This is a genomic window from Altererythrobacter sp. Root672 (assembly GCF_001427865.1).
Classification (GTDB): Bacteria; Pseudomonadota; Alphaproteobacteria; order Sphingomonadales; family Sphingomonadaceae; genus Croceibacterium_A.
This window is the reverse complement of record NZ_LMHH01000001.1, coordinates 381,659-407,142: the sequence shown is the minus strand read 5'-3', so window position 1 is coordinate 407,142 and position 25,484 is coordinate 381,659. Positions and strand designations below refer to the sequence as shown.

General features: G+C 65.5%; 30 protein-coding genes. 16 read left to right on the top strand and 14 right to left on the bottom strand.

What is annotated here, in order from left to right; genetic code table 11:
* Positions 1-38: 38 nt before the first annotated feature.
* The 4 genes from ASD76_RS01975 to ASD76_RS01960 form a co-directional block, all read right to left on the bottom strand.
* Positions 39-1,385 (bottom strand): PQQ-like beta-propeller repeat protein, encoded by a 1,347-nt coding sequence (locus tag ASD76_RS01975; RefSeq protein WP_055922801.1) that lies wholly within the window; start codon positions 1,383-1,385, stop codon positions 39-41.
* Between the two features lie 14 nt (positions 1,386-1,399).
* Positions 1,400-2,191 carry a tetratricopeptide repeat protein gene (locus ASD76_RS01970; RefSeq protein WP_055917736.1) on the bottom strand — a complete coding sequence of 264 codons (792 nt, stop codon included), beginning with the start codon at positions 2,189-2,191 and terminating at the stop codon, positions 1,400-1,402.
* Positions 2,192-2,302: 111 nt separating this feature from the next.
* Positions 2,303-3,436, bottom strand: a complete 1,134-nt coding sequence (locus ASD76_RS01965) for a glycosyltransferase family 4 protein (protein WP_055917733.1) — start codon at positions 3,434-3,436, stop codon at positions 2,303-2,305.
* Positions 3,433-4,308, bottom strand: a complete 876-nt coding sequence (locus ASD76_RS01960; protein ID WP_055922798.1) for an alpha/beta fold hydrolase — start codon at positions 4,306-4,308, stop codon at positions 3,433-3,435. Before ASD76_RS01960 ends, ASD76_RS01965 begins: the two co-directional genes overlap by 4 nt.
* Positions 4,309-4,357: 49 nt before the next feature.
* On the opposite strand from ASD76_RS01960, the gene ASD76_RS01955 reads away from it, so the two are divergent.
* Positions 4,358-5,758: a protein adenylyltransferase SelO family protein gene (locus tag ASD76_RS01955; protein WP_055917730.1), complete on the top strand. Its 1,401-nt coding sequence runs from the start codon at positions 4,358-4,360 to the stop codon at positions 5,756-5,758.
* 90 nt (positions 5,759-5,848) lie between these two features.
* Positions 5,849-7,285 carry a succinylglutamate-semialdehyde dehydrogenase gene (gene astD, locus ASD76_RS01950; protein ID WP_055917728.1) on the top strand — a complete coding sequence of 479 codons (1,437 nt, stop codon included), beginning with the start codon at positions 5,849-5,851 and terminating at the stop codon, positions 7,283-7,285.
* On the opposite strand, the gene ASD76_RS01945 is transcribed toward astD, so the two are convergent.
* Positions 7,282-8,004 carry a hypothetical protein gene (locus ASD76_RS01945; RefSeq protein WP_055917725.1) on the bottom strand — a complete coding sequence of 241 codons (723 nt, stop codon included), beginning with the start codon at positions 8,002-8,004 and terminating at the stop codon, positions 7,282-7,284. The two genes, astD and ASD76_RS01945, sit on opposite strands and share 4 nt — an antisense overlap.
* Before the next feature lie 204 nt (positions 8,005-8,208).
* Positions 8,209-8,616, bottom strand: coding sequence for a glycine zipper 2TM domain-containing protein (locus ASD76_RS01940; protein ID WP_055922794.1), 408 nt, complete (start codon positions 8,614-8,616; stop codon positions 8,209-8,211).
* A 137-nt stretch (positions 8,617-8,753) separates the two neighbouring features.
* On the opposite strand from ASD76_RS01940, the gene rarD reads away from it, so the two are divergent.
* Positions 8,754-9,662: an EamA family transporter RarD gene (rarD, locus tag ASD76_RS01935; RefSeq protein ID WP_055917722.1), complete on the top strand. Its 909-nt coding sequence runs from the start codon at positions 8,754-8,756 to the stop codon at positions 9,660-9,662.
* 9 nt (positions 9,663-9,671) lie between these two features.
* On the opposite strand, the gene ASD76_RS01930 is transcribed toward rarD, so the two are convergent.
* From ASD76_RS01930 to ASD76_RS01895, 8 genes are all read right to left on the bottom strand, one after another.
* Positions 9,672-10,388: a sigma-70 family RNA polymerase sigma factor gene (locus ASD76_RS01930; protein ID WP_055917720.1), complete on the bottom strand. Its 717-nt coding sequence runs from the start codon at positions 10,386-10,388 to the stop codon at positions 9,672-9,674.
* Positions 10,385-12,445 carry a flagellar biosynthesis protein FlhA gene (locus ASD76_RS01925; RefSeq protein WP_268760324.1) on the bottom strand — a complete coding sequence of 687 codons (2,061 nt, stop codon included), beginning with the start codon at positions 12,443-12,445 and terminating at the stop codon, positions 10,385-10,387. The genes ASD76_RS01930 and ASD76_RS01925 overlap by 4 nt, the downstream gene beginning before the upstream one ends.
* A 68-nt stretch (positions 12,446-12,513) precedes the next feature.
* Entirely contained in the window at positions 12,514-13,347 is an 834-nt protein-coding gene (locus ASD76_RS01920; protein ID WP_055917713.1) for a transglycosylase SLT domain-containing protein, read from the bottom strand.
* 52 nt (positions 13,348-13,399) lie between these two features.
* Positions 13,400-13,738 carry a hypothetical protein gene (locus ASD76_RS01915; RefSeq protein ID WP_055917710.1) on the bottom strand — a complete coding sequence of 113 codons (339 nt, stop codon included), beginning with the start codon at positions 13,736-13,738 and terminating at the stop codon, positions 13,400-13,402.
* On the bottom strand, positions 13,735-14,025 hold the full coding sequence (gene flgM, locus ASD76_RS01910) for a flagellar biosynthesis anti-sigma factor FlgM (protein ID WP_082553556.1): 291 nt from the start codon (positions 14,023-14,025) through the stop codon (positions 13,735-13,737). The genes ASD76_RS01915 and flgM overlap by 4 nt, the downstream gene beginning before the upstream one ends.
* Positions 14,026-14,118: 93 nt before the next feature.
* On the bottom strand, positions 14,119-14,640 hold the full coding sequence (locus ASD76_RS01905; RefSeq protein ID WP_082553555.1) for a flagella basal body P-ring formation protein FlgA: 522 nt from the start codon (positions 14,638-14,640) through the stop codon (positions 14,119-14,121).
* Positions 14,641-14,768: 128 nt separating this feature from the next.
* A complete protein-coding gene (locus ASD76_RS01900) occupies positions 14,769-15,188 on the bottom strand; it encodes a hypothetical protein (RefSeq protein ID WP_082553554.1) in 420 nt (139 codons plus the stop codon).
* Positions 15,185-15,841 (bottom strand): MotA/TolQ/ExbB proton channel family protein, encoded by a 657-nt coding sequence (locus tag ASD76_RS01895; RefSeq protein WP_055917701.1) that lies wholly within the window; start codon positions 15,839-15,841, stop codon positions 15,185-15,187. The genes ASD76_RS01900 and ASD76_RS01895 overlap by 4 nt, the downstream gene beginning before the upstream one ends.
* A gap of 214 nt (positions 15,842-16,055) precedes the next feature.
* On the opposite strand from ASD76_RS01895, the gene flgB reads away from it, so the two are divergent.
* From flgB to ASD76_RS01830, 13 genes are read left to right on the top strand one after another with little or no spacing between them, the layout of a single operon-like run.
* Positions 16,056-16,403, top strand: coding sequence for a flagellar basal body rod protein FlgB (gene flgB / locus ASD76_RS01890; protein ID WP_082553748.1), 348 nt, complete (start codon positions 16,056-16,058; stop codon positions 16,401-16,403).
* Between the two features lie 14 nt (positions 16,404-16,417).
* Positions 16,418-16,810, top strand: coding sequence for a flagellar basal body rod protein FlgC (gene flgC / locus ASD76_RS01885; RefSeq protein ID WP_235506461.1), 393 nt, complete (start codon positions 16,418-16,420; stop codon positions 16,808-16,810).
* Complete coding sequence (locus ASD76_RS01880; protein WP_055917692.1) at positions 16,807-17,088, top strand: flagellar hook assembly protein FlgD; 282 nt, start codon at positions 16,807-16,809, stop codon at positions 17,086-17,088. The genes flgC and ASD76_RS01880 overlap by 4 nt, the downstream gene beginning before the upstream one ends.
* Positions 17,089-17,092: 4 nt before the next feature.
* Positions 17,093-17,902 (top strand): flagellar hook-basal body complex protein, encoded by an 810-nt coding sequence (locus tag ASD76_RS01875; RefSeq protein ID WP_055917689.1) that lies wholly within the window; start codon positions 17,093-17,095, stop codon positions 17,900-17,902.
* Between the two features lie 4 nt (positions 17,903-17,906).
* Positions 17,907-18,647, top strand: coding sequence for a flagellar basal body rod protein FlgF (locus tag ASD76_RS01870; protein WP_055917686.1), 741 nt, complete (start codon positions 17,907-17,909; stop codon positions 18,645-18,647).
* Between the two features lie 16 nt (positions 18,648-18,663).
* Positions 18,664-19,452, top strand: a complete 789-nt coding sequence (gene flgG, locus ASD76_RS01865; protein ID WP_055917682.1) for a flagellar basal-body rod protein FlgG — start codon at positions 18,664-18,666, stop codon at positions 19,450-19,452.
* Between the two features lie 8 nt (positions 19,453-19,460).
* Positions 19,461-20,117: a flagellar basal body L-ring protein FlgH gene (locus tag ASD76_RS18110; protein ID WP_055922788.1), complete on the top strand. Its 657-nt coding sequence runs from the start codon at positions 19,461-19,463 to the stop codon at positions 20,115-20,117.
* Between the two features lie 9 nt (positions 20,118-20,126).
* On the top strand, positions 20,127-21,224 hold the full coding sequence (locus tag ASD76_RS18105) for a flagellar basal body P-ring protein FlgI (protein WP_055917679.1): 1,098 nt from the start codon (positions 20,127-20,129) through the stop codon (positions 21,222-21,224).
* On the top strand, positions 21,221-21,511 hold the full coding sequence (locus ASD76_RS01850) for a rod-binding protein (protein WP_055917674.1): 291 nt from the start codon (positions 21,221-21,223) through the stop codon (positions 21,509-21,511). Before ASD76_RS18105 ends, ASD76_RS01850 begins: the two co-directional genes overlap by 4 nt.
* A 3-nt stretch (positions 21,512-21,514) precedes the next feature.
* Positions 21,515-22,849, top strand: coding sequence for a flagellar hook-associated protein FlgK (flgK, locus tag ASD76_RS01845; protein ID WP_055917671.1), 1,335 nt, complete (start codon positions 21,515-21,517; stop codon positions 22,847-22,849).
* Between the two features lie 4 nt (positions 22,850-22,853).
* The gene (gene flgL, locus ASD76_RS01840) at positions 22,854-23,765 is read left to right on the top strand and encodes a flagellar hook-associated protein FlgL (RefSeq protein WP_055917667.1); all 912 of its coding nucleotides are present in this window, start codon (positions 22,854-22,856) and stop codon (positions 23,763-23,765) included.
* Positions 23,766-23,789: 24 nt separating this feature from the next.
* Complete coding sequence (gene motA, locus ASD76_RS01835; protein ID WP_055917664.1) at positions 23,790-24,653, top strand: flagellar motor stator protein MotA; 864 nt, start codon at positions 23,790-23,792, stop codon at positions 24,651-24,653.
* 1 nt (position 24,654) lies between these two features.
* Positions 24,655-25,482 carry a flagellar motor protein MotB gene (locus tag ASD76_RS01830; protein ID WP_055917661.1) on the top strand — a complete coding sequence of 276 codons (828 nt, stop codon included), beginning with the start codon at positions 24,655-24,657 and terminating at the stop codon, positions 25,480-25,482.
* Positions 25,483-25,484 lie beyond the last annotated feature (2 nt).

Genomic DNA, 25,484 nt, shown 5'->3' with positions numbered 1-25,484 from the left:
TCACAACGGTTAAAGGCCCGGTAACGCCTGGCTGCGGATTACCGCCAAGCGGTGATGCGGCCGCCGTCGTCGAGGATGTACATCGTTCCACCGGCCACGATCGGCGGCAGGGAGACCGGGCTGTTCAGCTTGGTGAACGGAGTCACCGAACCGTTCGTCACATCCACCGACTGGACCTCGCCCTCAGAGCTGGCGATCCACAGGCGATTGTTGGCCAGGACCGGACCGGTCCAGAAGATCGGGCCCGTTTCCTTCTCTGGATTGCGCCAGTGCGGCAGCTGGACGACCCAGCGCACCTTGCCGGTGTTGCGGGCGATCGCGAGCATGCGCGAATCGTCGGTGAGGGTGAAAATCCACTCGCCGGCGATGACGGGGGTGGAGATACCCGCCAGGCTCAGTTCCCACAGGCGCTGGCCGGTCACCAGTTCGTAAGCCGCCATGCGACCACCCTGGCCAAGCGCGTAAACGCGGCCATCGGCGATGATCGGGTCGGCGTCGACGTCGGTCAGGGTACCGACCTGCGTCGAGATCGAGGTCCGCGACAGGGCGTCCGACCACAAGTTGCGGCCGTTCTCGTAACGGTAGGCGACGAGTTCGCCCTGCGAATAGCCGGCAATGACCGTGCCCTGGCCGGCAGCCGGAGCCGCTACGCCGAACACGCCGGATTCACCGGTTGCGGCCGCATCCTGCCAGATCGGGCTGCCGTCAGCGATATTCAGCGCATGGATCTGGTTGTCCTGCGTCATCACGTAAACGGTGTTGAAAGCAATCGTCGGCGATCCACGCAGCGGACCAGCCGGCCTGACGCGCCAGAGTTCCGAACCGGTCGTTGCATCAAGTGCAACGACGTAGCCGGCGCCGTTAGTGGCGTAGACCCGGCCTTCGAAGTAGCTCACCCCGCCGCCGAATGCCGCGTTGCGAAGCTCGTTGGCGACCTGGATCTGGTGCACCCAACGCGAAGCTCCGGTGGTCGCGTCGAAGGCATGGACCGAGCCGGCCGTATCAACCGCGAACAGCGTTCCGCTTCCAACGACCGGTGCAGCGGCCAGACGGCGTGCGGAGGTCGATCCGGGGATCGTCGCTACCCAGGCCTGGGTCGGAGTGGCGGAAAGCGCGACGTGCCCAGCGGTCTTCGACGCGTTGCCACCAGCCTGCGGCCAGTCGGCATTGGTCTGCGCGGGTGGCAGCACGACCGTGATCGAGGCGAGCGTCGGGTCTGCCTTCACATCGTTCGAAATGCGCGAAAGGATCGGCGTGCGATTGCCGACGGTCGGCGTGCCGGGCTTATCCTTGCCGCCGAGTGCACCGCAGCCGGCAAGCGCGATCGCCAGCAAGGGCAGCGCGAGATAGCGAGCGTGGGTAGTGAGACGCGAAGTCTTAGGCATCAATCGGTTCACCATTATTGGGCCGGCTGGGCAGCGGGAGCGCTACCTTCCTGCTCGCGTACTTCGGCCAGCGTCTTGTCGACGTCGACAACGGCGTCGACCCCAAGAAGGCCGGCCATCTGGCGAGTGCGTGAACGCAGGGATTTCGGCACGGTTTCATCCTTGGCGATCGCCGCGAACAGCGGCCCCGCAAGGTCGGGTTTGTTCTGCTTGAGATAGGCCATCGCAACCAGCTCGCCGGCGCTGCCGAACCACGGGTTGCCCGGAGTGGCGAGCGGCTTCAGGCGATCGATCACCTTCTGCGGTTCAAGCTGGTCGAACTGCGCGGCCATGGAGCGGATCGTCGCGAGGTCGCGATAAGCCTGCGGAGCGCCGCCGTCGGCCGAAACTTCTTCGTAGAGCTTGATCGCGTCGGCGTGGCGATTCTGGTTGAGCGCAATGCCGGCGCGGGCGAGCTTGGCCGAAGTGGCCTGGGCGTCGCTACGTCCACTGGCCAAGGCAGCAAGGTCCTTGTCCGCCTGCGGGACCTGGCCGGCCTCGAGCCGATCGAAAGCGGTGATGAGCTGCTCCGAGCGCTCTTCCTTCACCCCTTCCTGATGCTCGGCCCACCACAGCCAGCCGCCGAAAGCCGCCAGCGCGAGAACCAGGCCAATCGCAACGGGGATACCGTACTTCTTCGCCGCGCCGCCCAGCTGATCCTGTCGGACAGCCTCATCGACCTCGCGAAAGAGGACCTCTTGCTCGCGCGTCTGGCGCTCGGCAAGCTCATCGGCACGGGACTTCTCGGAGTCAGGTCTAAGGGCCACGGGACTTTTCTATTCAGAGTTAATTGGTCGGCGCGCTGTTTAACGGATGGCCGCGCCTTTTCAATTGCGGAGTCGCCTCTGTCCCCGCCGCGGTGAACCTTGGCTGAAAGCTCATCGCGTGACTCCGATCCGATTCATCAGGCCCCAGTAGAGCGCGCGATAGCGTTCGATCATCCGTCCTTCGTCATATTCGGCCTTGGCCTTGGCCCGATTGGCCTCGCCGATACGCTTGCGCAGCGCCGGATCGGCGGCGAGCGCTGCGATGGCCGCTGCCAGGCCGGCCTCGTCCCCCGGCGCGCTAAGGTACGGCCCGTTGTCGGTCGCGACCATGGCCGCGATGTCACCGACCCGCGGGGCCGCGATCGGCAGGCCGGCCGCCATCGCCTCGACCACCGAGATCGGAAACTGCTCGGACAGCGAGGAAAGCGCGAAGATGTCGAACAGGGCGGCCGCCTTCGCGGGGACGACTTGTCCGGGCAGATGAACCCTGTCTTCGATCCCACTGGTGGCCGCCTGGGCCAGGATCGCCCCGCGCTCGGGCCCCTCGCCGCCGATGACCAGCTGCCATTCCTCGGGCAGGTTCCGGAAAGCCCGGACCAGCTGCGGCAGGTTCTTGACCACGCGCAAGCCCGTCAGCGTACCGACCCACAGCTCTCCTTTGCGCTTGACCACGCGCGGCAAGGCATCGCGCTTGGGAGGCAGGGTGAAGGCGCGAGTGTCGATCCCGTTGGGGATCAGTCGCACTCGGGTCCGGGGCTGATGCCAGGTCTCGAGCGCGATCCGTTCGAGCGTGCGCGACGGCACAACCAGCGCCGAGCTCCGCCCCAGCGCGATACCACGGTAGAAGTTGCGCAGCGGCTTGAGACCGCCGGCCTCGTCTTCGTTGAAGCCGTCTTCGTGATGAACCAAGGGCGCCAGCTTGTAGGGGTCGGCGAACAGAGTGTGCGCCATGACCGCATCCATGGCGCCCCAGTTGTAGGTGCAGATGAGGTCGTACCCCGCCATCGCAGCAGCGAGACGCTTGAGCCTCCCCGGCAGCGGCTTGCCCTTGAGCGAGGGAAATTCGGGCCACGACACCTTCGCCGCGCCGGAAAGGCGTTCGGCAGCCGAGCGGCGCTCGGGATCGCCCGAAACGATCGCGTGTTCCGCATCGCGCCCGAAAGCGTTGATCAGCTGAACGCAGCGCAGCTCCTTGCCGCCGGCATCGAAGCTCGAATGGAGGTGCAGGATCCGCGGGACACTCATGCCTGAGCGGCTTCGACCTTGCCGAGCAGGCGCGAGATTGCTTCCAGCGCCTGGGGTTCGTCGAGTGTCGGCGCATGGCCAACACGGCGGATCGTCACCGCCTCGAGTCCCGGCAGTTCTTTCTTCATGCGGCTCAGAGTGGCGGCGGAGAGGATGTCCGACACGCCCCCACGTATCGCCAGCACCGGTCGCCCGGCGAGCGCCTGAAACGCTGGCCACATGTCAGCGGGCGCAGTGCCGGAAGGCGTGCTGAACGGCTCGGCGATCTTCATGTCGTAGTCGAACGCGATGCGCCCGCCCGGCCCGACGGCCATCAGACGCTTGGCAAGCTTGAGCCAGTCCGAGACCTTGAATTCAGGATAAGCGATGCCGCCCTGCTCCCGCAGCCCGCGCGCAGCGTGCATCCAGGTCGGGTAGCTACGCCCTTGCCCCACGTAGTCACGAATACGGGCGAGCCCGGCTTCCTCGATATGCGGACCGATGTCATTGAGCACCACGCCAGCAATCCGGTCGGGCGCCAAAGTCGCCAGCAGCATGGCCACGATTCCGCCGAGCGAAGTCCCGATCACGATCACTCGCTCGAACCCCGCCTGGTCGAGCAAGGCGGAGATGTCGGCCACGTACTGCATCGGGTTATAGCTGGCCGAATCCTTCGCGTAGTCGCTCAGCCCCCGTCCGCGCAGGTCCGCGCAGATCACGCGCCACTCCCCGGCGAAGGCCGCAGCGACAGATTCGAAATCGCGCGCATTGCGGGTCAGGCCAGGGATGCACAGAATCGGCGGACGGCCCTCGCCACCCGGATAGTCGCGATAACGGAGGGTCAATCCGTCCGCGCTGGTCCATTCGCCGACTGTGAAGACGGGTTCGCTCATTACCACGTTCTGCTTGCTCCCCGCCTCAGGCCACCCCACTAATGCAAAGATGCGAGCCGAACCGCAAGCTGCCCCTTATCGCCCCGATCCGCAGATCCTGAGCCTGGCCGACTGGCTCGGCGATCCGGTGAGACCCGCCGACTTCCCTCGGCTTGACCTGCGCTTCCGCAACCAACGGTGGGCGAAGACGGTCGGGCTCGACGGCCTGAGCGACGAGGCGTGGCTCGGCCATTTCGGGCGGTTCGAGCCGCTGCCCGATAACCTGCCCCAGCCGCTGGCCCTGCGCTATCACGGCCACCAGTTCCGCGTTTACAACCCCGAGATCGGCGATGGTCGTGGCTTCACTTTCGCACAGATGCGCGACGGTAGCGGCCGCCTGCTCGAACTCGGGACCAAGGGTTCGGGCCTCACGCCCTATAGCCGCACGGCTGACGGTCGGCTGACGCTCAAGGGCGCGGTTCGCGAGATTCTTGCGACCGAAATGCTCGAAGCCCTGGGGGTCTACACCTCCAAGACGTTCTCCGTCACGGAGACCGGTGAGGAGCTCGAACGCGGCGACGAGCCCTCTCCTACACGTTCGGCGGTCTTGGTCCGTCTCAGCCACTCACACATCCGCATCGGCACCTTCCAGCGCCTCCTGGCCTTCGAGGAGGACGGGCACATGCGGCAACTGGTCGACTACTGCCTCGCCCAGTTCCCAGGTCCGCTTCCGCCCGAGGACGCGCCGGGTCGTGACGAGCCGGCGGTCGTCCTGATGCATCAGGCGGTAGAGCGTCTGGCGGACCTCGCCGCGTCGTACATGGTCGCCGGCTTCGTCCACGGGGTGCTCAATTCGGACAACATGAACGTCACCGGCGAAAGCTTCGACTATGGCCCATGGCGCTGGTTACCGCAGTGGGATCCGAGCTTCACCGCCGCCTATTTCGACCACAGCGGGCTCTATTCCTTCGGCCGCCAACCGGAGGCGATCCGCTGGAACCTCACGCAGTTAGCCATCTCGCTGAGGTTGTTGGTCGAGGCTCCGCCGCTGATCGCTGCAATCGAGAGATTTCCCGATCTCTACCACCAGGCCATCACACGGCGATTCTGTTGGCGCCTGGGCGTTGTGAGCCAAGGCGTGGAGGCCGACATGCGCCTGATAGCTGCCGCCGAACAAGCCATGCGAGGGGACGGGATCGGACCCGACCAGTTCTTCTTCGCCCACCGCGGCGAACGCAATGCCAGCGGCGCGCTTGCGGAGGTGCTTGCGGGTTACCCGGCGGTCGCCGACGACCACCCCTATTGGTCGGCTGAAGCCCCGCAATCCATGCTGATCGACGAGGTCGAAGCCATCTGGTCCGCGATTGCCGAGCGCGACGACTGGCAACCGCTGCACGACAAGGTCGCCGCGATCCGAACGATGGGCGATGCCCTCGGGGAACCTCCTGAGCCGGCAGGACACCGGGCATAAAGACCTTTGTAATATCAGGCGGACTGGCAAGATGAGACTTGGGCGACTATCTACCGTGATCGATCCCCCATTCCTTGTGAAACAGCGCGCGTGAGCGAAACCGAGATCATCTCCTTCGAACCGGCAACGGGTGCCGAACTCTGGCGCGGCCAGGTGGGCAACGTTGACGAGGTAGTCGAGCGGGCCCGCAAGGCCTGGCCCAAGTGGGCCGCCGAACCCAACGCCGTGCGCATGGAATTGATGCGCCGCTTCGCCAACGAAGTGCGCAAGCGCCTCGACGAGTTCTCAGAACTGATCGCGCGGGAAACCGGCAAGCCGCTGTGGGAAAGCCGCACCGAAGTGGAAGCGGTGATCGCCAAGGTCGAGATCTCGATCCGCGCCCACGGCGAACGCACCGGACAGCGACGGCTCGACAGCGCCCTGCAGGGTTCCTCAGCGCTGCGGCACAAGCCTCACGGCGTGATGGCTGTGCTGGGGCCGTACAACTTCCCCGCCCATCTCCCCAACGGTCACATCGTCCCGGCGCTGATCGCGGGCAATGCCGTGATCCTGAAGCCAAGCGAGAAGACCCCGGCAACGGGCGAGTTCCTGCTCAAGTGTTTCCACGCAGCCGGTGTCCCCGCCGACGTAGTCCAGCTGCTCATCGGCGGACCTGACGAAGGCAAGGCGCTGGTCGCGCATGACGGCATCGATGGCGTGCTGTTCACCGGCTCGGCCCAGGCCGGCATCGCGATCAACCGCAAGATGGCGAGCAATCCCGGCAAGATCGTCGCGCTCGAAATGGGCGGCAACAATCCGATCGTGGTGTGGAACACGCCCAAGATTACCGACGCTGCCGCGCTGATCGTGCAATCGGCCTTCACCACCGCCGGCCAGCGCTGCACCGCTGCCCGGCGCCTGATCGTCAAGGCGAGCATGTACGACAAGGTCGTGGCCGAGGTGAAACGGCTGACCGGCCGGATCATCATCGGTGCGCCGTTCGACGATCCCCAGCCGTTCATGGGTCCCGTGATCGACATGCAGGCCGCAGTCCAGCTGGCCGAGAGCGTGGTCTACCTGATCTCCAAGGGCGGCAAGGCGCTGACCCACATGAAGCAGCCGTTCGAGGGCCTGCCGTTCGTGACGCCCGCGGTGATCGATACCACGGCGCTGAGCGAGCGGCCCGATGTCGAGCTGTTCGGTCCGATCCTGCAGGTGATCAAGGTTGACGATTTCGACGAGGCCATCGCGGAAGCGAACAACACGCGCTTTGGCCTCTCGGCGTCGCTGATCGGTGGCACGCCCGAGGAGTACGATCACTTTTGGGCCGGCATCCGCGCTGGCATCGTCAACTGGAACCGCCCCACCAATGGCGCCTCTTCAGCCGCGCCGTTCGGGGGAATCGGACTGTCGGGCAACCATCGGCCGGCGGCGTATTATGCCGCGGATTATTGCGCCTATCCGGTCGCGAGCACCGAGATGGAGCAGCCCCGCGCCAGCGTCGGGGTCGGCTTCCGCGAAGACAGCAAGGCCAAGAGCGAGGACTAGCCTCCCGTCACCAGGTCCACTTCGACCAGGCCCGACTGCAGCTCGCGGGCGTAGACTACGAACGAGCGCCCGCCCTTGCTTCCGGCCAGTACGTTATCGCCGTTTTGCAGCCCGTGCGCGGCCGGAAGACCAGCGTTGCGGGCTCGGGTGAAATAGAAATCCACCACTTCGCCCAAGGGCACGGGCGTGACGAAATTGACCACGCGGAGAGCACAACCGTCGGTGTCCGTCCCCGCCGCTTCCTGTACGGCGCCGCGCGGGTAGATCGGGAACGCCGGGGGCATCTTGGCGGCCCACTGCAAGGTGTAGCTCATTTGCTCGGCGCAGTTCCCGTCGATCCCGGGAGCCGCTGCCGCGCGTGCACCGGCGGTCAGCGCAGCTTCGACAGGGAGCTCCTCTGGAAGTTCCTGCGGTTCGGGGGCCTTGCGCATGTTGCCCGCCCCGCCCACCAGCCGCAGCGCTTCCGCGCGTGCGATCTCGACCGCGTCGGGTCCGCGGTCCACGATAGGCAGGGATCCGTCTTGGGTCGGCAGCAAGGCCGCGCTGTTGGCGCGGTTCATGGTGGAGAGGTCGGGGTCGTAGCTGATCGGCTGATTGAGGGCCGCTGTGATGGCAGGGTCCTGTTCGCTCTCGGCGCGCGTGTCCTCGCCCGAACTGCCACAGGCCGACAGCAGGATCGAAGCGCAACTCGCCAGGATGATTTGAAACCGCAGACGCATGACCGCGCCCTAGCGCAAACTCGCAACCAAAGTGTTTAGGCAGGCCTGAGCAAAAACGAATCTACCGGAAAACGAACAAGGCGCCCGCGTGGATCCATCACGCGGGCGCCTCGGCGCGACCCCTCATGAACACGACCCGAAGGGGCCGCGCTCCAGCCGGTGCCTTCCAAGGGAAGAAGGCTCCGGCCGTTCAGGCTGTCAGGTTCAACGGCACTTCATGCCATCATCCAGTTCCTTGCCGATCAGGGCACCGGCCGCAGCGCCAAGGATAGTGCCGAGCGCACGATCGCCGCTGCTGTCGACCTCGCGGCCGAGCAAGGCGCCGGCTGCGCCGCCGATGATCAGGCCCGTCGTGCCGTCCTTCTTGCGACAATAGGTGCGGCCATCGTTGCCACGCCAAACGCGCGTGTTCCGATTGACCGACTCACCACCGTAGTAAGCCTGGCGATAGCGGCGATCATCCCGGCGATGCCGGTTCCAGCTATCTTCCTTCGGCGCGGCACTGACCCCAGTGCGGACGTGGCCGAAGTCGGTCGCCATGGCCGGAACCGCAGAAGCGGTCATGCCGAGGGCAGCGATGGCGAGGGTGATGTTTTTGGACAGCGTATTCATTGTCTCGGCTCCGTTGAACTTCTTGTGACGGTTCATGCCTAAGCCTAGAATCCTGAACGGACGACAACCTGTCTGAAAGGATCACATTTTTTTCACACGGCTTGTCGCAAAGACACTTCCTGCCTAACCGGAGCCGAGTGAACGGGCATCCCGAACAGCACCGCAGCGGCCTACCCTACGCGCTTGGCGCTCATGCGTTCTGGGGCTCGATGCCGCTGTACCTGTTGCTGGTGCACGAGGTGCCACCGATCGAGTTCGTGGCTTGGCGGATCATTTTCACCCTGCCCCTGTGCCTCGCGTTCATGACCTGGTCGCATCGGCGCGGCATGGATGGCTGGGGAGAGCTTAAGGCCGTGCTGGCAGATCGCCGCGCCTTGCTTACCTTGTTGGCCAGCGCTGCGCTGATCGGGGTCAACTGGTCGCTCTACGTTTGGGCGATCCAGACCGGGCATGTCTATGCCGCGAGCCTGGGTTACTACATCTTGCCATTGGCGATGATGCTCATGGGCCTCGTCGTGCTGGGTGAGCGGCTCAATCGCCTCCAGTGGTGCGCGCTGCTGCTAGCCGGGGTCGGGGTGACGGTCCTCGCGATTGGGGCGCTGACGACCTTGTGGCTCAGCCTGTCGATGGCGCTCAGCTTCGGCATCTACGGCTTGCTGCGCAAAACCGTTGCCGCCGGTGCGCTAGTGGGACTCACGATCGAATCGCTGTTGTTGTTACTGCCCGCTGTCGCCATCGTCAGCTGGTACGCGGCTAGTCCGGCCGGAACCGTGATCGGGCGCAACACGCTCGAGACTGCCGCGATTGCCTGGGCCGGCCCGATGACCGCCATACCGCTGATCTGGTTCGCCATCGCGGCCAGGCGGATGCCATACACCGTCCTGGGATTTCTCCAGTTCAGCTCGCCAACCATCGTCTTCCTGATCGGCCTGCTGGTGTTCGGCGAGAAACTGCGGCCCGCCCAGCTCGCCTGCTTCGTGGCGATCTGGGCTGCTGCGGCTCTGTTCGTGTGGGACTTGTTGCGGCGCCGGACGGCAGCCGCATAGCCGAGAGGCTCAAGCCGCCATCGACAGCTTTAGTTTGTCGAGCGCTGCGGCTTTCAGCTGGTGCACGCGCGGGATGCTGACGCTGAGGACCTCGGCGATCTCCGAGAGGTTCAATTCCTCCACGAAGTAGAGCTGGATCACCAACTGCAGCCGTTCGGGCAGAGCCCCGATCTCTTCGATCAGGCGCGCGCGGTCTTCGGCCTCCAGGAGGATGGCCTCCGCCCCTTCGTCGTCCGACGCGAACACCGAGGAGCTGTCCGAATAGCATTCGTCGATTGAATCGAGCTGGATCACCGCCGCATCGGTGCGAAGCTTCTCGAACTCGGCCAGTGTCAGGCCCAGAGCGGCAGCAGTCTCAGCCGAGGTCGGGACGCGTTTCAGCTTGAGCCGGAGCTCCTGCTGGGTCTGCTCAACCCTTCGCCGGTTGGCGCGTGCGCCCCTCGCCTCAGGTGACGAGGCGCGGAGCAAGTCGACCATCGCGCCCCTGACGCGCAGCTTGGCATAGGCGGCAAAGCCATCCTCGCTCGGCCCTTCGTGGCGCTGGGCACACTCGGTGAGCGCGACGACACCGGCCTGCATCAGGTCCTCGACGTCGAGCGAAGGACCGGCGCTGCCCGAGAGGTGCCAAGCCAGCTTGCGCACCATGGGCAGGAACCGGGATACCCGGTCCCCAACTTGTACTGAGTAAGCCTTCGCAGCCGAAAAGCGGGTGTGATCCTGGATCATGCGGCCAAAGTCTCCCTGTCGGGTTCGTTGTTCTGTGTTTGATGCGAGTCCGGCGCCTGGTGCGCCGCGAGGGCGTTGTCGTCCCCGATCACTGCGATCACCTCGATCGGCTGCGTGACGGGAAGCTCATGGATCGAGATCACCAGGCAGCCCGGCGCGCGAAGCTTGAGCAAGGCGGAGATCGGCCGGCGGGCGCGCTGCTGGACGACGAGCGCGGGAGCGCCCTCGCCCGGCTGACGCGACGCGATGATCGCAGCTACGCGCTCACCGAGCGAACGCGCGAGGTCGGGTTCGATGATGACCTGGCCCGTCCCCGGGTCCTGCATCCCGCCAACGACCATCTCTTCGAGCTCGGCGGCAAGGGTCACAACCGGCAAGCGCTGGTCGGGCGCGCAGATCTGCCCGACGATCATGCCTCCGAGGTCGGCGCGGATCATGTCGATCAGGCGATCGTGGTCGGTGGTCTGCTGGGCAGCTTGCGACAGGCTCGATAGGACCGGCAGCGGGTGAGCGAGCGGAATACCGTCCGCCAACAGCGAGCGCATCACGCGAGTGATCGCGGCCAGCGACATCGGCTGCGGGGTAATCGTATCGACCAGCTGGGCGTTGTTCTCGCGCACCGAATCGAGCAGCTCGCGCACCTGGTCGGGGCCGAGCAATTCCTGCGGCCGCGCGGCGAGCAACTGGTTGACGTGCGTCGCGATGACGCTCTCGATGTCGACCACCAGATAGCCTTCGGCCACGGCAAGGTCGCGATCGTTTGGCGCAATCCACAGTGCCGGGCAGCCAAAGCTTGGATCAAACGTGGCCTCGCCGGCGATATGCTCGCTCGACTTCACGTCGCCCGTATCGATGGCGAGTATCTTGTTGGTGCGGATCTGTGCCGAGCCCAGTGGGGCACCACCGAGCAGGACGCGATAATGGTCCGGCGCGAGGTCGAAGGAATCGCGGACGCGGAAACGCGGAACGACGAAGCCGAATGTCTGGCACAGCTGACGCCGCAGGCCGGTGAGGCGCGCCACGAGCGGGGCGCCCTTCCGGTCGTCGGCCAGGTGGACCAGGCCATAACCCAGCTCGATCGTAACGAGCGTCTGTTCCGAGATTTCCTCGATCGAGATGCGCGAAGGATCGGTGACCGGCTTCGGCTCTTCGACCACGGCAGCGGTCCGGGCACGGCGGCCAAGCGTCTTCCACAGCCAGAAGCAGGCGATGGAAAGCGGCATGAAGATGGTCTGCGGCATCGCCGGGATCATCCCCATCGCGCCGAGAATGCACGCAACCGGAAGCCAGATGCGCGGATCGGACAACTGGCCGCTGATCTGACCGGTAAGGTCGCGGCTATCCGAAACGCGGGTGACGATAACCGCCGCGGCAATCGACAGCAGCAGGGCGGGAATGGAAGCGACCAGCGCGTCGCCTACGGCCAGCGTGACATAGAGCGCACCGGCTTCGGAAAGCGACAATCCGTGGCTTACAACGCCAAGGATCAGGCCCCCGACGAGGTTGACGAACAGGATCAGCAGGGCCGCGATCGCGTCGCCCTTCACGAACTTGCTGGCGCCATCCATCGAGCCGTAGAAATCGGCCTCGGTCGCCACTTCGCGGCGGCGAGCCTTGGCTTCGGCGGCGGTCATCAGGCCGGCCGCGAGATCGGCGTCGATGGCCATCTGCTTGCCCGGCAAGGCGTCGAGGGTGAAGCGCGCGGACACTTCGGACACGCGGCCCGCACCCTTGGTGACGACCACCAGGTTGATGATCATCAGGATCATGAACACGAACAGGCCGACGGCGAAGTTGCCGCCGATAAGGAAGGCGCCGAACGCCTCGATCACCTTACCCGCAGCGGCCTCGCCCTCGTGGCCATTCATCAGCACCACGCGGGTCGAGGCGACGTTGAGCGCCAGGCGCAGCAGGGTCGCGAACAGCAGGACCGAAGGGAAGGACGAGAAGTCGAGCGGCTTTTCAGAGTTGATCGCCGCCATCAGGATGGCGACCGACAAGGCGATGTTGAGGACGAAGAAGACGTCGAGCATCATCGCCGGGATCGGCACGACCATCAGCACGATAATCGTGAGGATGCCTACCGGCAGGGCTAGCGACGGGGTGAAGATGGAACGAAGCGCGTTCACAGCCCGAAGGTCCTGAACGCGGAGTAGGCCTTCTCGACCCGCTCACCGGCCTTGCCCGGCAGGTTTGCCGTGGCCCCGAAGGTGGCCTGCAGCGTGTCCGCCATCGAGGGGATGCGCTGCACCTGCTCGGGTGCGGCTGAGCGGCTGTAGGACGCGGTCTGGAAGGATGCCTGGGGCGAGGAGTAGTAGCTGCCACCCTGGAAGCTGTCGAAGCCCCCCTCCATGGCCGAGGAAACCTTGGTCCGCATGAGGTCCATGACCTCGCCCACCGAACGGGGGCGGCCGTTGTCATAGAAGATCGGGCGGTTGGCGGACGCTGACTCAGGAAAGAGATCCGCCGCCGACTGTCCGGGGTTGTTCTGCAGCGCCGTGAGGAACGAGCGAGCGCCGCCGGCTCCCATGAAGTGCGCCAGGTAAAGTTCTGCGGAATCGGGCTCGCGGCCCAACACGCCACGCAGCTCGCCTGCGTTGTCGCGGGCCAGTTCGGCCGCCATCAGGGCCGAGGCGTCCGGATCGAAGCGCAAGTTCATCACTTGCGCCCGCATCGTCGGATCATTGATGCCCGCGCGGCCACCGGAGCGAGAGATCGCGGCGTCGGCCCAGGAAAGGCCGTGACGCGCACCGTGGCGGTCTAGCGTCTCGAGCCAGGTGCCGGCGGTGAACTGGAAAAGGCCCGCTGCACTCGAAGTCGAGGCGCGGGCGCTGGGATCGAAGGCGGACTCGATCTTGGCCTGAGCGAGCAGGTAGTCGAAATTGACTCCTGTAGCGGCGGACGCGCGGGCAATAGCCGCACGAACATCGCTTCGCTGGACAGAACTGACTTCAGGCACTGGTACCCCCGGATCGGAAAACTCGATCCGGGTTCAGCATGATCCGTGCCAATTAAGCTCGGGCGGTAATTTCCCGCGATTTCGCGCCGCGGCGCGCGTCGTACAGAGGGCTCCCTCCGCTAAGGGCGGTCAGGCGTGTCTGCACGTTGGACGCGATGAGATTGCGCAGCTTACGGTTGACGTCGTTAAGGCGCAGCACGGCGTCGAGAACACCACGGCTCTCCTCGTCGAGCTCGGCACCGCGTCCTTCGATGGCATCGCAGAGATTCATCTTGCCGTCGGCGCAAGTGATGATGCGTTCGAGGTCGATGGCGGCAAGCGCCTGCCGCTCTGCCTCGAGCAAGGCAAACATTTGCCGCAAGCTTTCACCGAGGTTTGCCGAATGGCTCATGGCTTGGTCCTGAGAAGAATGCCGGCCGCGATCATCGCATCGGCAACGCGCATCGGTACGATGGGGTAGCGCCCTTCCTCGATCGCCTGGCGGATCTGCTTGACCCGGTCGATATCGACGGGGGCAGATGCGCCGGCCGAGGCCGTGGTCAGGGCCACTTCGCCAAGCCCTTCTTGTTCGCGGGATTGAACGGGGCGCACTGGCGCAACCGCGTTCACCGGCGTTGCCGCCGCTGCCGTTACGCGGGGAGTGGCCCCGCCCAGCCCTGATGTTTCGATCGGTCTCATTTTGCCGCTCCGTCGTCTGGACAAAGACTAAGACGGCGGCAACCAACTTACTTTAAGCCCCCTTGGTCACGAGGCCGGGCATTTTTTGCCGGGTTACGGCAATTCCATGCCGACCACGCCCGGACGCAGCACTTGCGCGCGCAACGGATCGCCCTTGCGGTCGAGCGGCTGCACGCGGATCCATTCGCCAATAGCGCCCGCTTCCAGGGCCTCACCCTGACGCGAGAGCGTGAAGCCCGAACCCTTGACGCTGATGGTCACGCGCGAGCCGCGGCTGACCACATCGGGGCCCTGAGAGGCCGCGACAGAGGAAGCTCCACCACCATCGACCAGCGGAACGTAGATACGCCAGCCGCCCGCCTCTGGGCATTGCACGATTACGGTGTTGCGAGTTCTGCCATACCATTCGAGCGCCATCCCTGGCGCACAGTCGGCCAGGCGCAGGCGGCGGTCTACCGGGAGCCGGGCGCCGCCAGGCGAGCCAATGGCCGCGCCCGTAAACTCGGCCACGGCGCGGTCGATAGTGGAAAGGTCGGTCAGTCCCGCCGCAAGGGCAGGAGGGGACATCGCCGCGATCGTTGCGGCGGCCAGCATCCCTGTGAGGCGCGGCCTCATCGGAAGGCGAACCGTGCGCGAAGCGAACGGTCGGGGGGCTGGCGGTGTGCCGCAGGGCGAGCCAAAAAGACGCTGCTTGGCGATAGAGCCCGGTTTCGCACGCATACTGGTAAGTCCCTTGTAGCGGATCAGTTCTGCCGATCCTGCTGCAAGGTTTGTGCCATCTTCTCTTCGCCCTGGTCGAAAGCGAGCACGGCAAGGGCTTCTGCCTTCACGCCCTGCTCCAGAATAATGCGCGCGGATTGCCCCGCCGGTCCCGCCGCGCGGGCCATTTCGATCGCCTTCTCTGCGGCCTCGGGCGCATGACCCGCTTCGTAGCGGACGATGAGCGAGAGTTGCTGCCGCTGGTCGGGCGCCTGCTCAGCCAGCCACTGCGATAGCGGCGGAGCGCCCTCGGCATCGCTGTAGATCGCCAGCGGCTCGCCCGATACCGGCAGCGCATCCTTCTTCTGGATTTCCGAGCTGATCCCGGCGGCGGTGACGATGAACAGAATCAGGGCCAGGTCGGCCATCGTGGTCTGCCACCCGACCGACATTTTCGGAATCATGCCGCCACCTTCGCCGCGGCCTCGGGATGGCGGCGCAGCGACGCCTCGATCGCCGAACCGAGCCAGTCGATCATCTGCTCACGCGCCGTGTCCTCGGCCTGCGCCTTCCGGTCGACGACCGCTGCAAGCGGCGCGAAGATGAAGTTCGCGGCGACCAGACCGTAGAGGGTCGTCGCTACGGCCATCCCGATCGACTCCGCAAAGTTGCCGGTCGCGGCGGCAAATGAGGACAGACCTCCGAGCGAAATCAGCGTACCCGCGAGCCCCAGTACCGGACCAAGGTCCGCCGCCGCCGCGAAGAAGGTCGTGGCACGCTGGGCCGTTTCCATGCGCTTGGCGCGATGGGCTTCGTGGCTGCTGTGGATGGTTTTGATCGAGCGCGTGCGGATCAATTCGTCGGTCACCTCGTCGAACTCGCCATCACCAAAGTGACGCGGCTCCGCTCCGAGGAAGCCCTGGGCCTCGATGTCCTGCACTTGCTTGGCCAGCTCGGACTTCGCCCGCGTCGCGTCGAAGCCGCGGCCGAACAGCAGTGCGAACTCGCGCAGCGCAGCACGGGCATCGCCCCAGCCGCAACGCATGACCGTGGCGACAATCGTCCCGCCGAAAACGAGCACCGCCGCTACGGGATCGAAAAAATGACTGCCTTCCATCACGAGATCTCCTCACCCGAAAGAACGGGCAGGAATTCGAAGCTTTCAGGGCGTGGCCAAACATTGCCGGTTAGCGGCAAAGGCTTGCCGGTTCCCCCTCCCCGCCCCCGGTCGGACTGCCCGCGCAAGCCAATTGGCACGGCCCTTGCTCAATACACTGCGAACGAACGTCCGTGGCGACGAATGCCCAGGACGAACGAACGTGGAGACTATGATGAGCGAGGGACTGTTCGGGGTTCATGGCGCAGCGCTGGAAGTACGCGCTCAACGCCTGGGGATGCTCGGCTCCAATATCGCGAATGCCGCGACCCCCGGGTACAAGGCACGCGACATCGATTTCGCCAAGGCGCTCGAAGCGCGCATGGGCGGAACCGAAGCCGACGCGGCCGCTGAATCGGCGGTGCAGTATCGTGTGCCGGTGATGCCCAGCCTTGATGGCAACACGGTCGAGATGTCGGTCGAGCAATCGGCCTTTGCCGAAAACGCGGTCGCCTATTCGGCAACGCTCGGCTTCCTGCGCGGACGGATCGAAACCGTCACTCGCGCGATCAAGGGCGAATAACGATGCCCGGCCCCATGACCATGTTCGACGTCGCCCAGCGCGCCATGTCGGCGCAGCTCGTGCGGATGAACACCGCCGCTTCGAACCTCGCCAACGCCGGCAGTGTCGCCGGCAGCGAGCAGGAAGCCTACCGCCCGCTCCGTCCGGTGTTCGCCGAACAGCTGGACCAGGCCACCGGCCTCAGCACGGTACGCGTCCAGGGCGTTTACCGCGCCGATGTCACGCCGACCAAGATGCACGATCCCGATCACCCGCTCGCCGACGAGAACGGCGATGTCTGGACCGCTCCGGTCGATGAGAACTCGGAGATGGTCGAGATGATGGAGGCGTCCCGCCAGTACCGGAACGTCGTCGACGCGCTTTCCACCGCCAAGCAATTGATGCTCGAAACGATGAGGATGAAATGACCGTATCGCAAGTCAACTCGACTGGGGCGAACGCCGCCACCAGCACGACCGGGCGGGGTTACTCGTCGCTCGACCAGACCGATTTCCTGCGCCTGCTGACCGTCCAGGTCCAGCAGCAGGACCCGTTCGATCCCGTCGATAACAAGGAGATGCTGGCGCAGATGGCCCAGTTCTCCTCGCTCGCCGGCATCAACGACGTGAACTCCAACCTCGAGAAGATCACGGCGAAGCTCGACGCTCTCGCCGCTGCTCAATCTGCCCAATCAACGGGAGCCTAATCCGATGTCCTTCTATACCTCGCTCAACGGCCTCAAGAACGCCCAGACCGACCTGGGTGTGATCGCCCACAACATCGCCAACGCCGAGACCAACGGCTTCAAGAAGGGCAACACCCAGTTCGCCGACATCGTGGTGAACTCGGCATCGTCGAACCCGCGCTTGACCCAGGGCCTTGGTGCCCGCGTCGAAGCGATCGTGCAGAACTTCTCGCTCGGCCCGATCGAGCAGACCGGTTCGGCGCTTGATATCGCCATCTCGGGTGACGGCTTCTTCGCCATGCGCGCGCCCGACGGCTCGACGCTCTACACCCGCAATGGCGCCTTCGACACCGACGGCGCAGGCTTCATCAATGACGGTTCGGACAACCGGCTGCAGGTCTACCCGACCGACGCCACCGGCACCGTCACCAGCATGACCCCGATCGACGCGCAGATCCCGCCGTTCAACGGTGCGGGCGCCGAATACGCCGGCGTTTCGGTGACCGACAATGGCCTGGTCGTCGCGACTTATGCCGACGGCAGCCAGACCAACATCGGCACTGTCGCCCTCGCCCGTTTCGTTTCGCCGACCGGCCTCAAGCAGATCGGCTCGTCGAACTGGGAATCGACCGGCATCTCCGGCGCCGCCACTTTCGGCCTGCCCAACCAGGGCGCGTACGGCGGCCTGATGTCGGGCGCGCTCGAGCGGTCGAACGTCGACATCGCCGAAGAACTCGTCGGCCTGATCACCGCCCAGCGTAACTTCCAGGCGAACGCCAAAGCGATCGATACTGCGACCCAGATTTCGCAGGCGATCATGAACCTGCGGACGTAAAATCATGGACCGGCTGATCTACACCGCCCTCTCCGGCATGCAGTCCTCGATGAATCGCCAGCGCGTCATCGCCAGCAACATGGCGAACGCGCAGACGATCGGCTTCCGGGCCGAAATCATGGACCAGCGGCCGATGACCTTGAAGGGAGACGGGCTCGAAGCCCGCTCCCTGCAGGAAGCCCTGGTTCGTTCGGCAGACATGTCGGGCGGCGAAGTCGTCGAGACGGGCCGCGGGCTCGATCTCTCGATCGACGGCGAAGCGCTGATGGCGGTGCAGGCAACCGATGGCTCGGAGGCCTATACCCGGCGCGGCGATCTTTCGATCACGGCCGGCGGCCTCCTCGTCAACGGGGAAGGCAATCCGGTGCTCGGTGAAGCCGGTCCCATTACTTTGCCTCTCGGCACCAATCCCTCGATCGCGCCCGACGGCACGATCATGGTCGCCGACCCGGCCGCGCCCGACGCGCCGCCGCAGGAAGTCGGCCGCATCAAGTTCGCCTCCTGGCAGGGCAGCCCCATCGCGAAGGGCCTCGACGGCCTGTTCCGCGTCGAAGGGGGTGGTGTGCTGCCACAGGATGCAGAGGCCCGGGTCAAGACCGGCAGCCTCGAACAATCGAACGTCAAACCCACCGAAGTGCTGGTCGACATGATCGACGCCCAGCGTCTCTACGCCATGCGCAGCAAGCTCATCGCCACGGCCCGCGAGGTCGACGAAGGCGGTTCGCAACTGCTGCGGATGAGCTGAGGAAAGGAACTAGACCATGCCCATTTCAGCTCTCCAGGTCGCTCGTACCGGACTCGAAGCACAGGACGTGCGGATGCGCGTCATCGCCAACAACCTCGCCAACGTCGGCACCACCGGGTTCAAGAAGGACCGCGCCAACTTCGCGACCCTCGCCTACCAGGACTCCCGCACCGCGGGTCAGCGTTCCTCGGGCGAGACGGCTTACGCGACCGGGCTCAACCTCGGCACCGGCGTCTCGGTCCAGTCGACCAGTCAGATCGTCACCCAGGGTGCGATGCAGACCACCAACAACGCCCTCGACCTCGCGCTCGACGGTGACGGGTACTTCCAGGTCGAGATGCCTGGCGGCCAGATGGGCTATACCCGCGCCGGCAACTTCGCGCTTTCCGCCGAAGGCCAGGTCGTGACCCAGCAGGGCTATGTCCTGCAGCCCGCGATCACCGTGCCGGAAGGCGCGGGCTCGATCACGGTCTCGCCCGACGGCATCGTTTCTGCGGTTCTTCCCGGAGAGGCCGAACCGGCCGAACTCGGGCAGATCCAGGTCGCCAGCTTCACCAACGCAGCAGGCCTCCAGGCCATCGGCGACAACTTCGTGGTCGAAACCGCCGGCAGCGGCGCGGCCCAGCTCGCACCGGGTGGTGAACTCGGCCGCGGCAACATCCGCCAGGGCATGCTCGAGGCTTCGAACGTCAACATCGTCGAAGAGCTCGTCGGCATGATCGAATGCCAGCGCGCCTACGAGATCAACTCCAAGATGATCTCCTCGGTCGACGAGATGCTGCGCAACGCCAACCAGACACTGTGAGGCTCATGATGAACCGCAAGCTTCCCATATCTGCGCTCTGCCTGGTCATGCTGGCCGGCTGTGCGGCGGACCAGCGTCCGGCGGGTTTCGCCGCCTCGCTCCCGCCCCCGCCCGCTGCGGCTCCGGTCCAGGCGAACGGCGCCATCTTCAACGCTTCGACTGGCTACGCGCCGCTCCACTTCGGACAGCGCGCGCATCGGGTCGGCGACCTCGTCACCGTGGTGCTGATGGAGAAGACGACGACGTCCAAGTCGGCCGACTCTACCCAGGCCCGCGACGGCAGCATCGCCTTGCGTCCGCCGACTGTCGGTCCGTTCGCTTTCAACCCTAATGTCCTTAATTCTGGCGGTTCTTCGTCGTTCAATGGAGGCGGGGACGCTTCGCAGACCAGTTCGCTAAGAGGCGACCTGACCGTCACGATCGCCGAAGTCCGCCCGAACGGTACCGCTCTGGTGAAAGGCGAAAAGGTCATGCAGTTCAGCCAGGGCGAAGAATGGGTCCAGCTGGCCGGCATCATCCGCCTCGCCGACATCGACCAGGACAACCGCGTCGCCTCGCAACGGGTTGCCGACGCGCAGATCACTTATGCAGGCAAGGGCGCTGTCCAGCGCGCGAGCCGCGAAGGCTGGTTGTCGCGCTTCTTCAACACCGTAACCCCGTTCTGAGGTGTGGCCATGATCCGCAAGCTCATCCTCGCTCTCTCTGCCGCCCTCGCGCTTAGCGCGGCCCCGGCTGCAGCAGAGCGCGTCCGCGACCTCGGCACGTTCCAGTCGGTTCGTTCGAACCAGCTGACCGGCTACGGCATCGTCGTCGGCCTCGACGGCTCGGGCGACGACAACTTCGCCTACCTGACGCAGGCCATGCGCGGCGTTTCGGGCCGCTTCGGCCTGCAGCTGCCGCCGGGCGTGAACCCGGCGCTGAAGAATGCCGCCGCGGTCATGATCACCGCCGATCTTCCGGCCTTCTCCAAGCCGGGCCAGCGGATCGACATCACCGTCTCGGCCATCGGCAAGGCCAAGAGCCTGCGTGGCGGAGCTCTCATCATGACCCCGCTCTACGGCGCGGACGGAGAGATCTACGCCATGGCCCAGGGCAACCTGGCCGTGGGTGGCCTCGGTGTCTCGGGCCGCGACGGTTCGAAGCTGACGGTCAACATCCCCACCGTGGGCCGCATCGCAGACGGCGCCAGCGTTGAACGCGCTGTGGCTACGGGGTTCGACACCGCCGAGGCCCTGCGCTGGAATCTCGCGAACGCCGACTTCCTGACGGCATCGCGAGTCCGCGATGCCATCAACGCCCGCTATCCGGGAACGGCCGTGGTCGAGGACGGGGTAACCCTCGCCCTGCGCCTGCCGCTCAACCCGGACGAGCGCGCCAGCATGATGGCTGCGATCGAGATGCTCGAGGTCAACCCGGCCGAGGTCGCCGCTCGCGTCATCGTCAACAGCCGTTCCGGTACGGTCGTCATCTCCAACGCCGTCCGGCTCTCACCCGCGGCGATCAGCCACGGCAGCCTGCTCGTGCGGATCGACGAGGACCAGCGGGTCATCCAGCCCGAACCCTTCAGCCGCGGCGAGACCGCGGTCGAGGAAAGCAGCGCGATCGACATCGAGCAGCAGGGCAATCGCGTCACCCTGATGCAGCCCGGCGCCTCGCTGGCCCAGGTGGTCGACGCCCTCAACATGCTCGGCGTCAGTCCGGCCGATCTGGTCGCGATCCTCGAAGCCCTCAAGCAGTCCGGATCGCTCAAAGCCGAAATGGTGGTGATATGACCCTGCCCGTTCAACTCGGCACGACCGCCCTGTCGGCCGCCAACCCAGAGCGTGCGCGCTTGAAGGAAGTGGCGCAGCAGTTCGAAGCGATCTTCGTGCGGCAGATGCTGTCCGCGGCTCGCAGCACCGACTTCGGCGGTGACGAGCTGTTCGGCAGCGCCGGCGAAGAGACCTTCCAGGAGATGCGCGACTCCCAGTTCGCGGACGTCGCCAGCCAGACCGGCACGATCGGTTTCGCGGCCAGCATCGAAAAGCAACTTGCACAACACCTCGGCGCAGAGGGCTAACTCATGGCATCCGATCTTCTTTCCATTGGCGCAAGCGGCACTCGGGCAGCGCGCAGCGCGCTCGACGTCACCGCGCAGAACATCGCCAACGCCTCAACCGATGGCTACATCCGCCGCACCGCCGTGATGGAGGAAGTGGCCGGGGCGAGCGGGTTCCGTAAGAACGACATCGCCCTTTCGGGCGTCCGCGTTGCGGGCGTCAACCGTAACGCCGACATGTTCCGCCAGGCCGAAGTGCGCCGCACAAACAGCGACGCTGCACGGGGCTCGACCGAACTCAACGGCCTCTCGGACATCGAAAGCGCTGTCGAGCAGGCCGACGTCTATTCGGCGATCGTGGATTTCGAAGGCGCTCTCAAGCAGCTCGGCCAGGACCCGGTCGACCCCTCGCTTCGCGCTGCGACGCTTGCGGCTGCGGACACGCTGGCCAGCAAATTCAATATCGCCGCCAACAGCCTCGATGCGGTCGGCCAGGGCGAGCAATTCGACGCCTCGGCCGAAGTCGACCAGGCAAACGTCCTCGCCGGCGAACTGGCGCGCATCAACCAGCGCCTCGCCCGTGCCGGCGCCGGCAGCACCGACCAGGCAAGCCTGCTCGACCAGCGCGACCTGATGCTCGAGAAACTCAGCGGCATCACCAACATCAGCACGACGTTCGCGACCGATGGGACCGTGACGGTCAAGGTCGGCAGCAGCACCGGTCCGGCATTGGTGAACGGCGGAAACGCCACATCGCTCGCGATGACGACTGCGGCGGACGGAACGCTGTCCTTCGACGTCGGCGGAACCGCCGCGGCAGTTTCGGGCGGCTCGCTGGCCGGCCACGCGCTGACGCTGCAGGAGGTGGCAACTTTCCGCGGCAAGCTCGACACGTTGGCCGTCAACATCGCCGATGCGGTGAACACCGCGCAGGCAGCAGGTGTCGACCTCGATGGTGCGACCGGAGCTCCGCTCTTTACTGGCACGACCGCGGCCACGATGACCTTGGCGACAACCGATGGCCGGGCGATCGCAACGGCCCCGGCCGGAGCCGCCGCTGGCAGCCGCGACGCCTCGAACCTGACCACGCTCAGCAGTGCCCTGGATACCGGTGGCGCCGCGAACCGCATGAACAGCCTGCTGTTCGACATCTCGAGCCGAGTGTCGGGACGCCAGGTCACCAGCGAAGCGCTCAACTCAATCGCCGACGCGGCTCGCAGCACCCTGCAACAGCAGTCCGGGGTCGATCTCGACCAGGAGGCGGCCAATCTGATCCGCTTCCAGCAAGCCTTCCAGGCTTCCGGGCGGGCGATGCAGGTCGCGACCGATATCTTCGACACCCTGATCGGAATTGGCTGAAACCATGATCAACCTTAGCACCGGGGCCTATTACGAGCGCTCGACCCAGCAGCTCGGAAGTCTGCGCGAGCAGGCCAACAAGCTGCAGAACCAGATCAGCACTGGCGACCGCCTGTCGCGCTCGTCCGACGATCCCGTCGCCGCCGCACGGCTGCGCACGCTCGACCGCCGCGAGCGCTTGTCGGAAGTCGACCAGCGCAACTCCGACGCGGCCCTCAGCGACCTCAAGCTGGCCGACACCGCGCTCAGCACGATGGTGAACATCATCACCCGCGCCAAGGAGCTCGCCCTTTCGGCGGCTAACGAAGCGCAGGGTACCGAACAGCGCGCCCTGCTCAGCGCCGAACTCGACACGCTGCGCGAAAGCCTGCTGTCGGTGGCCAATAGCCGCAATGTGTCGGGGCATGCCCTGTTCGGCGGGCAGGCCGCTGGTGCGGCCTACACGCTCAGCGGAACGACCGTTACTTATGCCGGCACCGCCGCGACCGGTCAGATCGACATCGGCGAAGGTCAGGCAGTCACCCCCTCCTTCACCGGGCCAGAAGTGCTGACCTTCGACCAGGGCGGCACCCCGAGTGACTTGTTTGCCCTGCTCGGCAACCTCTCTGCGGCCTTGCAGGATCCGCTGGCGGACGCAGTGTCGGTTGCGCAGTCCTCGCTCGACGGTCTCGACAGCTCGTTCGACAAGGTCACCACCGCGCAGACCATCACTGGCGCGCGCATGGGCTGGATCGAAATGATGGACACCCGCCGCCAGGCCGTGGGCGACCAAATCACGCAGGAAAAGACCGACGTCGGTGGCGCCGACCTGCCAACCACGATGATCCGCTTGCAGGAAACTCTCACCGTGCTCGAGGCCAGCCAGGCGAGCTTCGTCAAACTCGCCGGCCTTTCACTTTTCGACATAATCCGCTGAGCGGGATCAAGGGGACTTTTAGAGATGTACGCGGTTATCGGGATCGTCCTCCTGATCGTCATGGTTTTCGGGGGCTTCGCCATCACGGGCGGCGCATTGGGCCCGGTCATGCATGCGATTCCCCACGAAATGCTGATCATCGGCGGCGCGGGTATCGCCGCACTGGTGACGGGCAACTCGCTGCATGAGCTCAAGGCCATCGGCGCATCGTTCAAGAAGGTGTTCAAGGGTCCACGCCATAACAAGCAGGATCACATCGACGCGATCGCGCTGACCACCAAGCTGATGCGTCTGCTGCGCGCCGATGGTCCGTTGGCGCTGGAGGCCCACGTGCAGGAGCCGGACAATTCGCCGATCTTCGCCGAGTTTCCGCGGCTGCTCGCCAACAAGCCCCTGATCGACCTGATCTGCGATCCGTTGACGCTGCTGGTCGTTTCCTCTGGCTCGCTCGATGCGTACGCGGTCGAGGAAGTCATGGACAACGCCATGAAGACCCACTTCCACGAACTGCAGGAACCGCAGCATGCGCTGCAGGGCCTGGCTGACGCCCTGCCCGCGCTCGGCATTGTCGCCGCGGTGCTCGGCGTGGTGAAGACCATGGGTTCGATCGACGAGCCGCCGTCGGTTCTCGGCGGCATGATCGGCTCGGCGCTGGTCGGCACCTTCCTCGGCGTGTTGCTCGCTTACGGTATCGTCGGCCCGATGGCCTCGCGGTTGAAGCAGGTGCTCGACCACGACGAACAGATCTTCCACGTGGTCAAGCAGGTGATCATCGCCAGCCTCCACGGCCACCCGCAGCCGCTGGTGGTGGAGAGTGCCCGCTCGAGCCTCGGCGAATCGGTGCGTCCGCGCCTGACCGAGCTGCTCGACAGCCTGCGGGGCCGCTGACATGGCCCAGGCCAAGGGCAGCAACGAACCGCCACGCCCGATCATCGTCAAGAAGATCATCGTCGCGGCCGCCGGCCACCACGGCGGCGCATGGAAGGTCGCTTACGCCGACTTCGTGACCGCGATGATGGCGTTCTTCTTGCTGCTCTGGCTGCTGGGTTCAACCACCGAGGACCAGCGCAAGGGTCTGGCCGACTATTTCGCGCCGACGCTGGTCAAGCTGAAGGAACAGAGCGCGGGCTCTTACGGCCTACTCGGCGGCTCTTCGCTGACCGATCCGGACAGCTATCCGCACCGCGCCTCGCAAACCGGCAAGAGCGCGATCACCATCCCGCGCGACGCCACTGGCGGCCAGCGCGAGGGGGCGAGCCAGATCTCGCGCATGCAGCAGCGCCTGATGCAGCGGGTTGCCGAGAACGAGCGCCTGCGCAAGCTGATGCAGCAAGTGCGCATGGTGGACACGACCGAAGGCGTGCGGATCGACCTGGTCGACGATGCCGACTTCTCGATGTTCACGCTCGGCACCACGGTGCTGACCACGGACGCCCGTGCCCTACTCGCAGCGATCGCCGACACGGTGTCGCCCGAGACAGGCAAGGTCACGATCCGCGGCCATACCGACGCGCTTCCGTGGCGGAGCGGAGTGAAAGCGAACAACTGGTCGCTTTCAGCCGGCCGCGCTGAAGCTACGCGCCAGGCTCTGCTTCGCGAAGGCATCGCCGAAGGCCGCTTCTTCCGCATCGAAGGCGTCGCCGACCGCGAGCTGCTGGTGAAGGACAAACCCCAGGATCCGCGCAACCGGCGCATGTCGATCCTGCTAACGAACTAAGA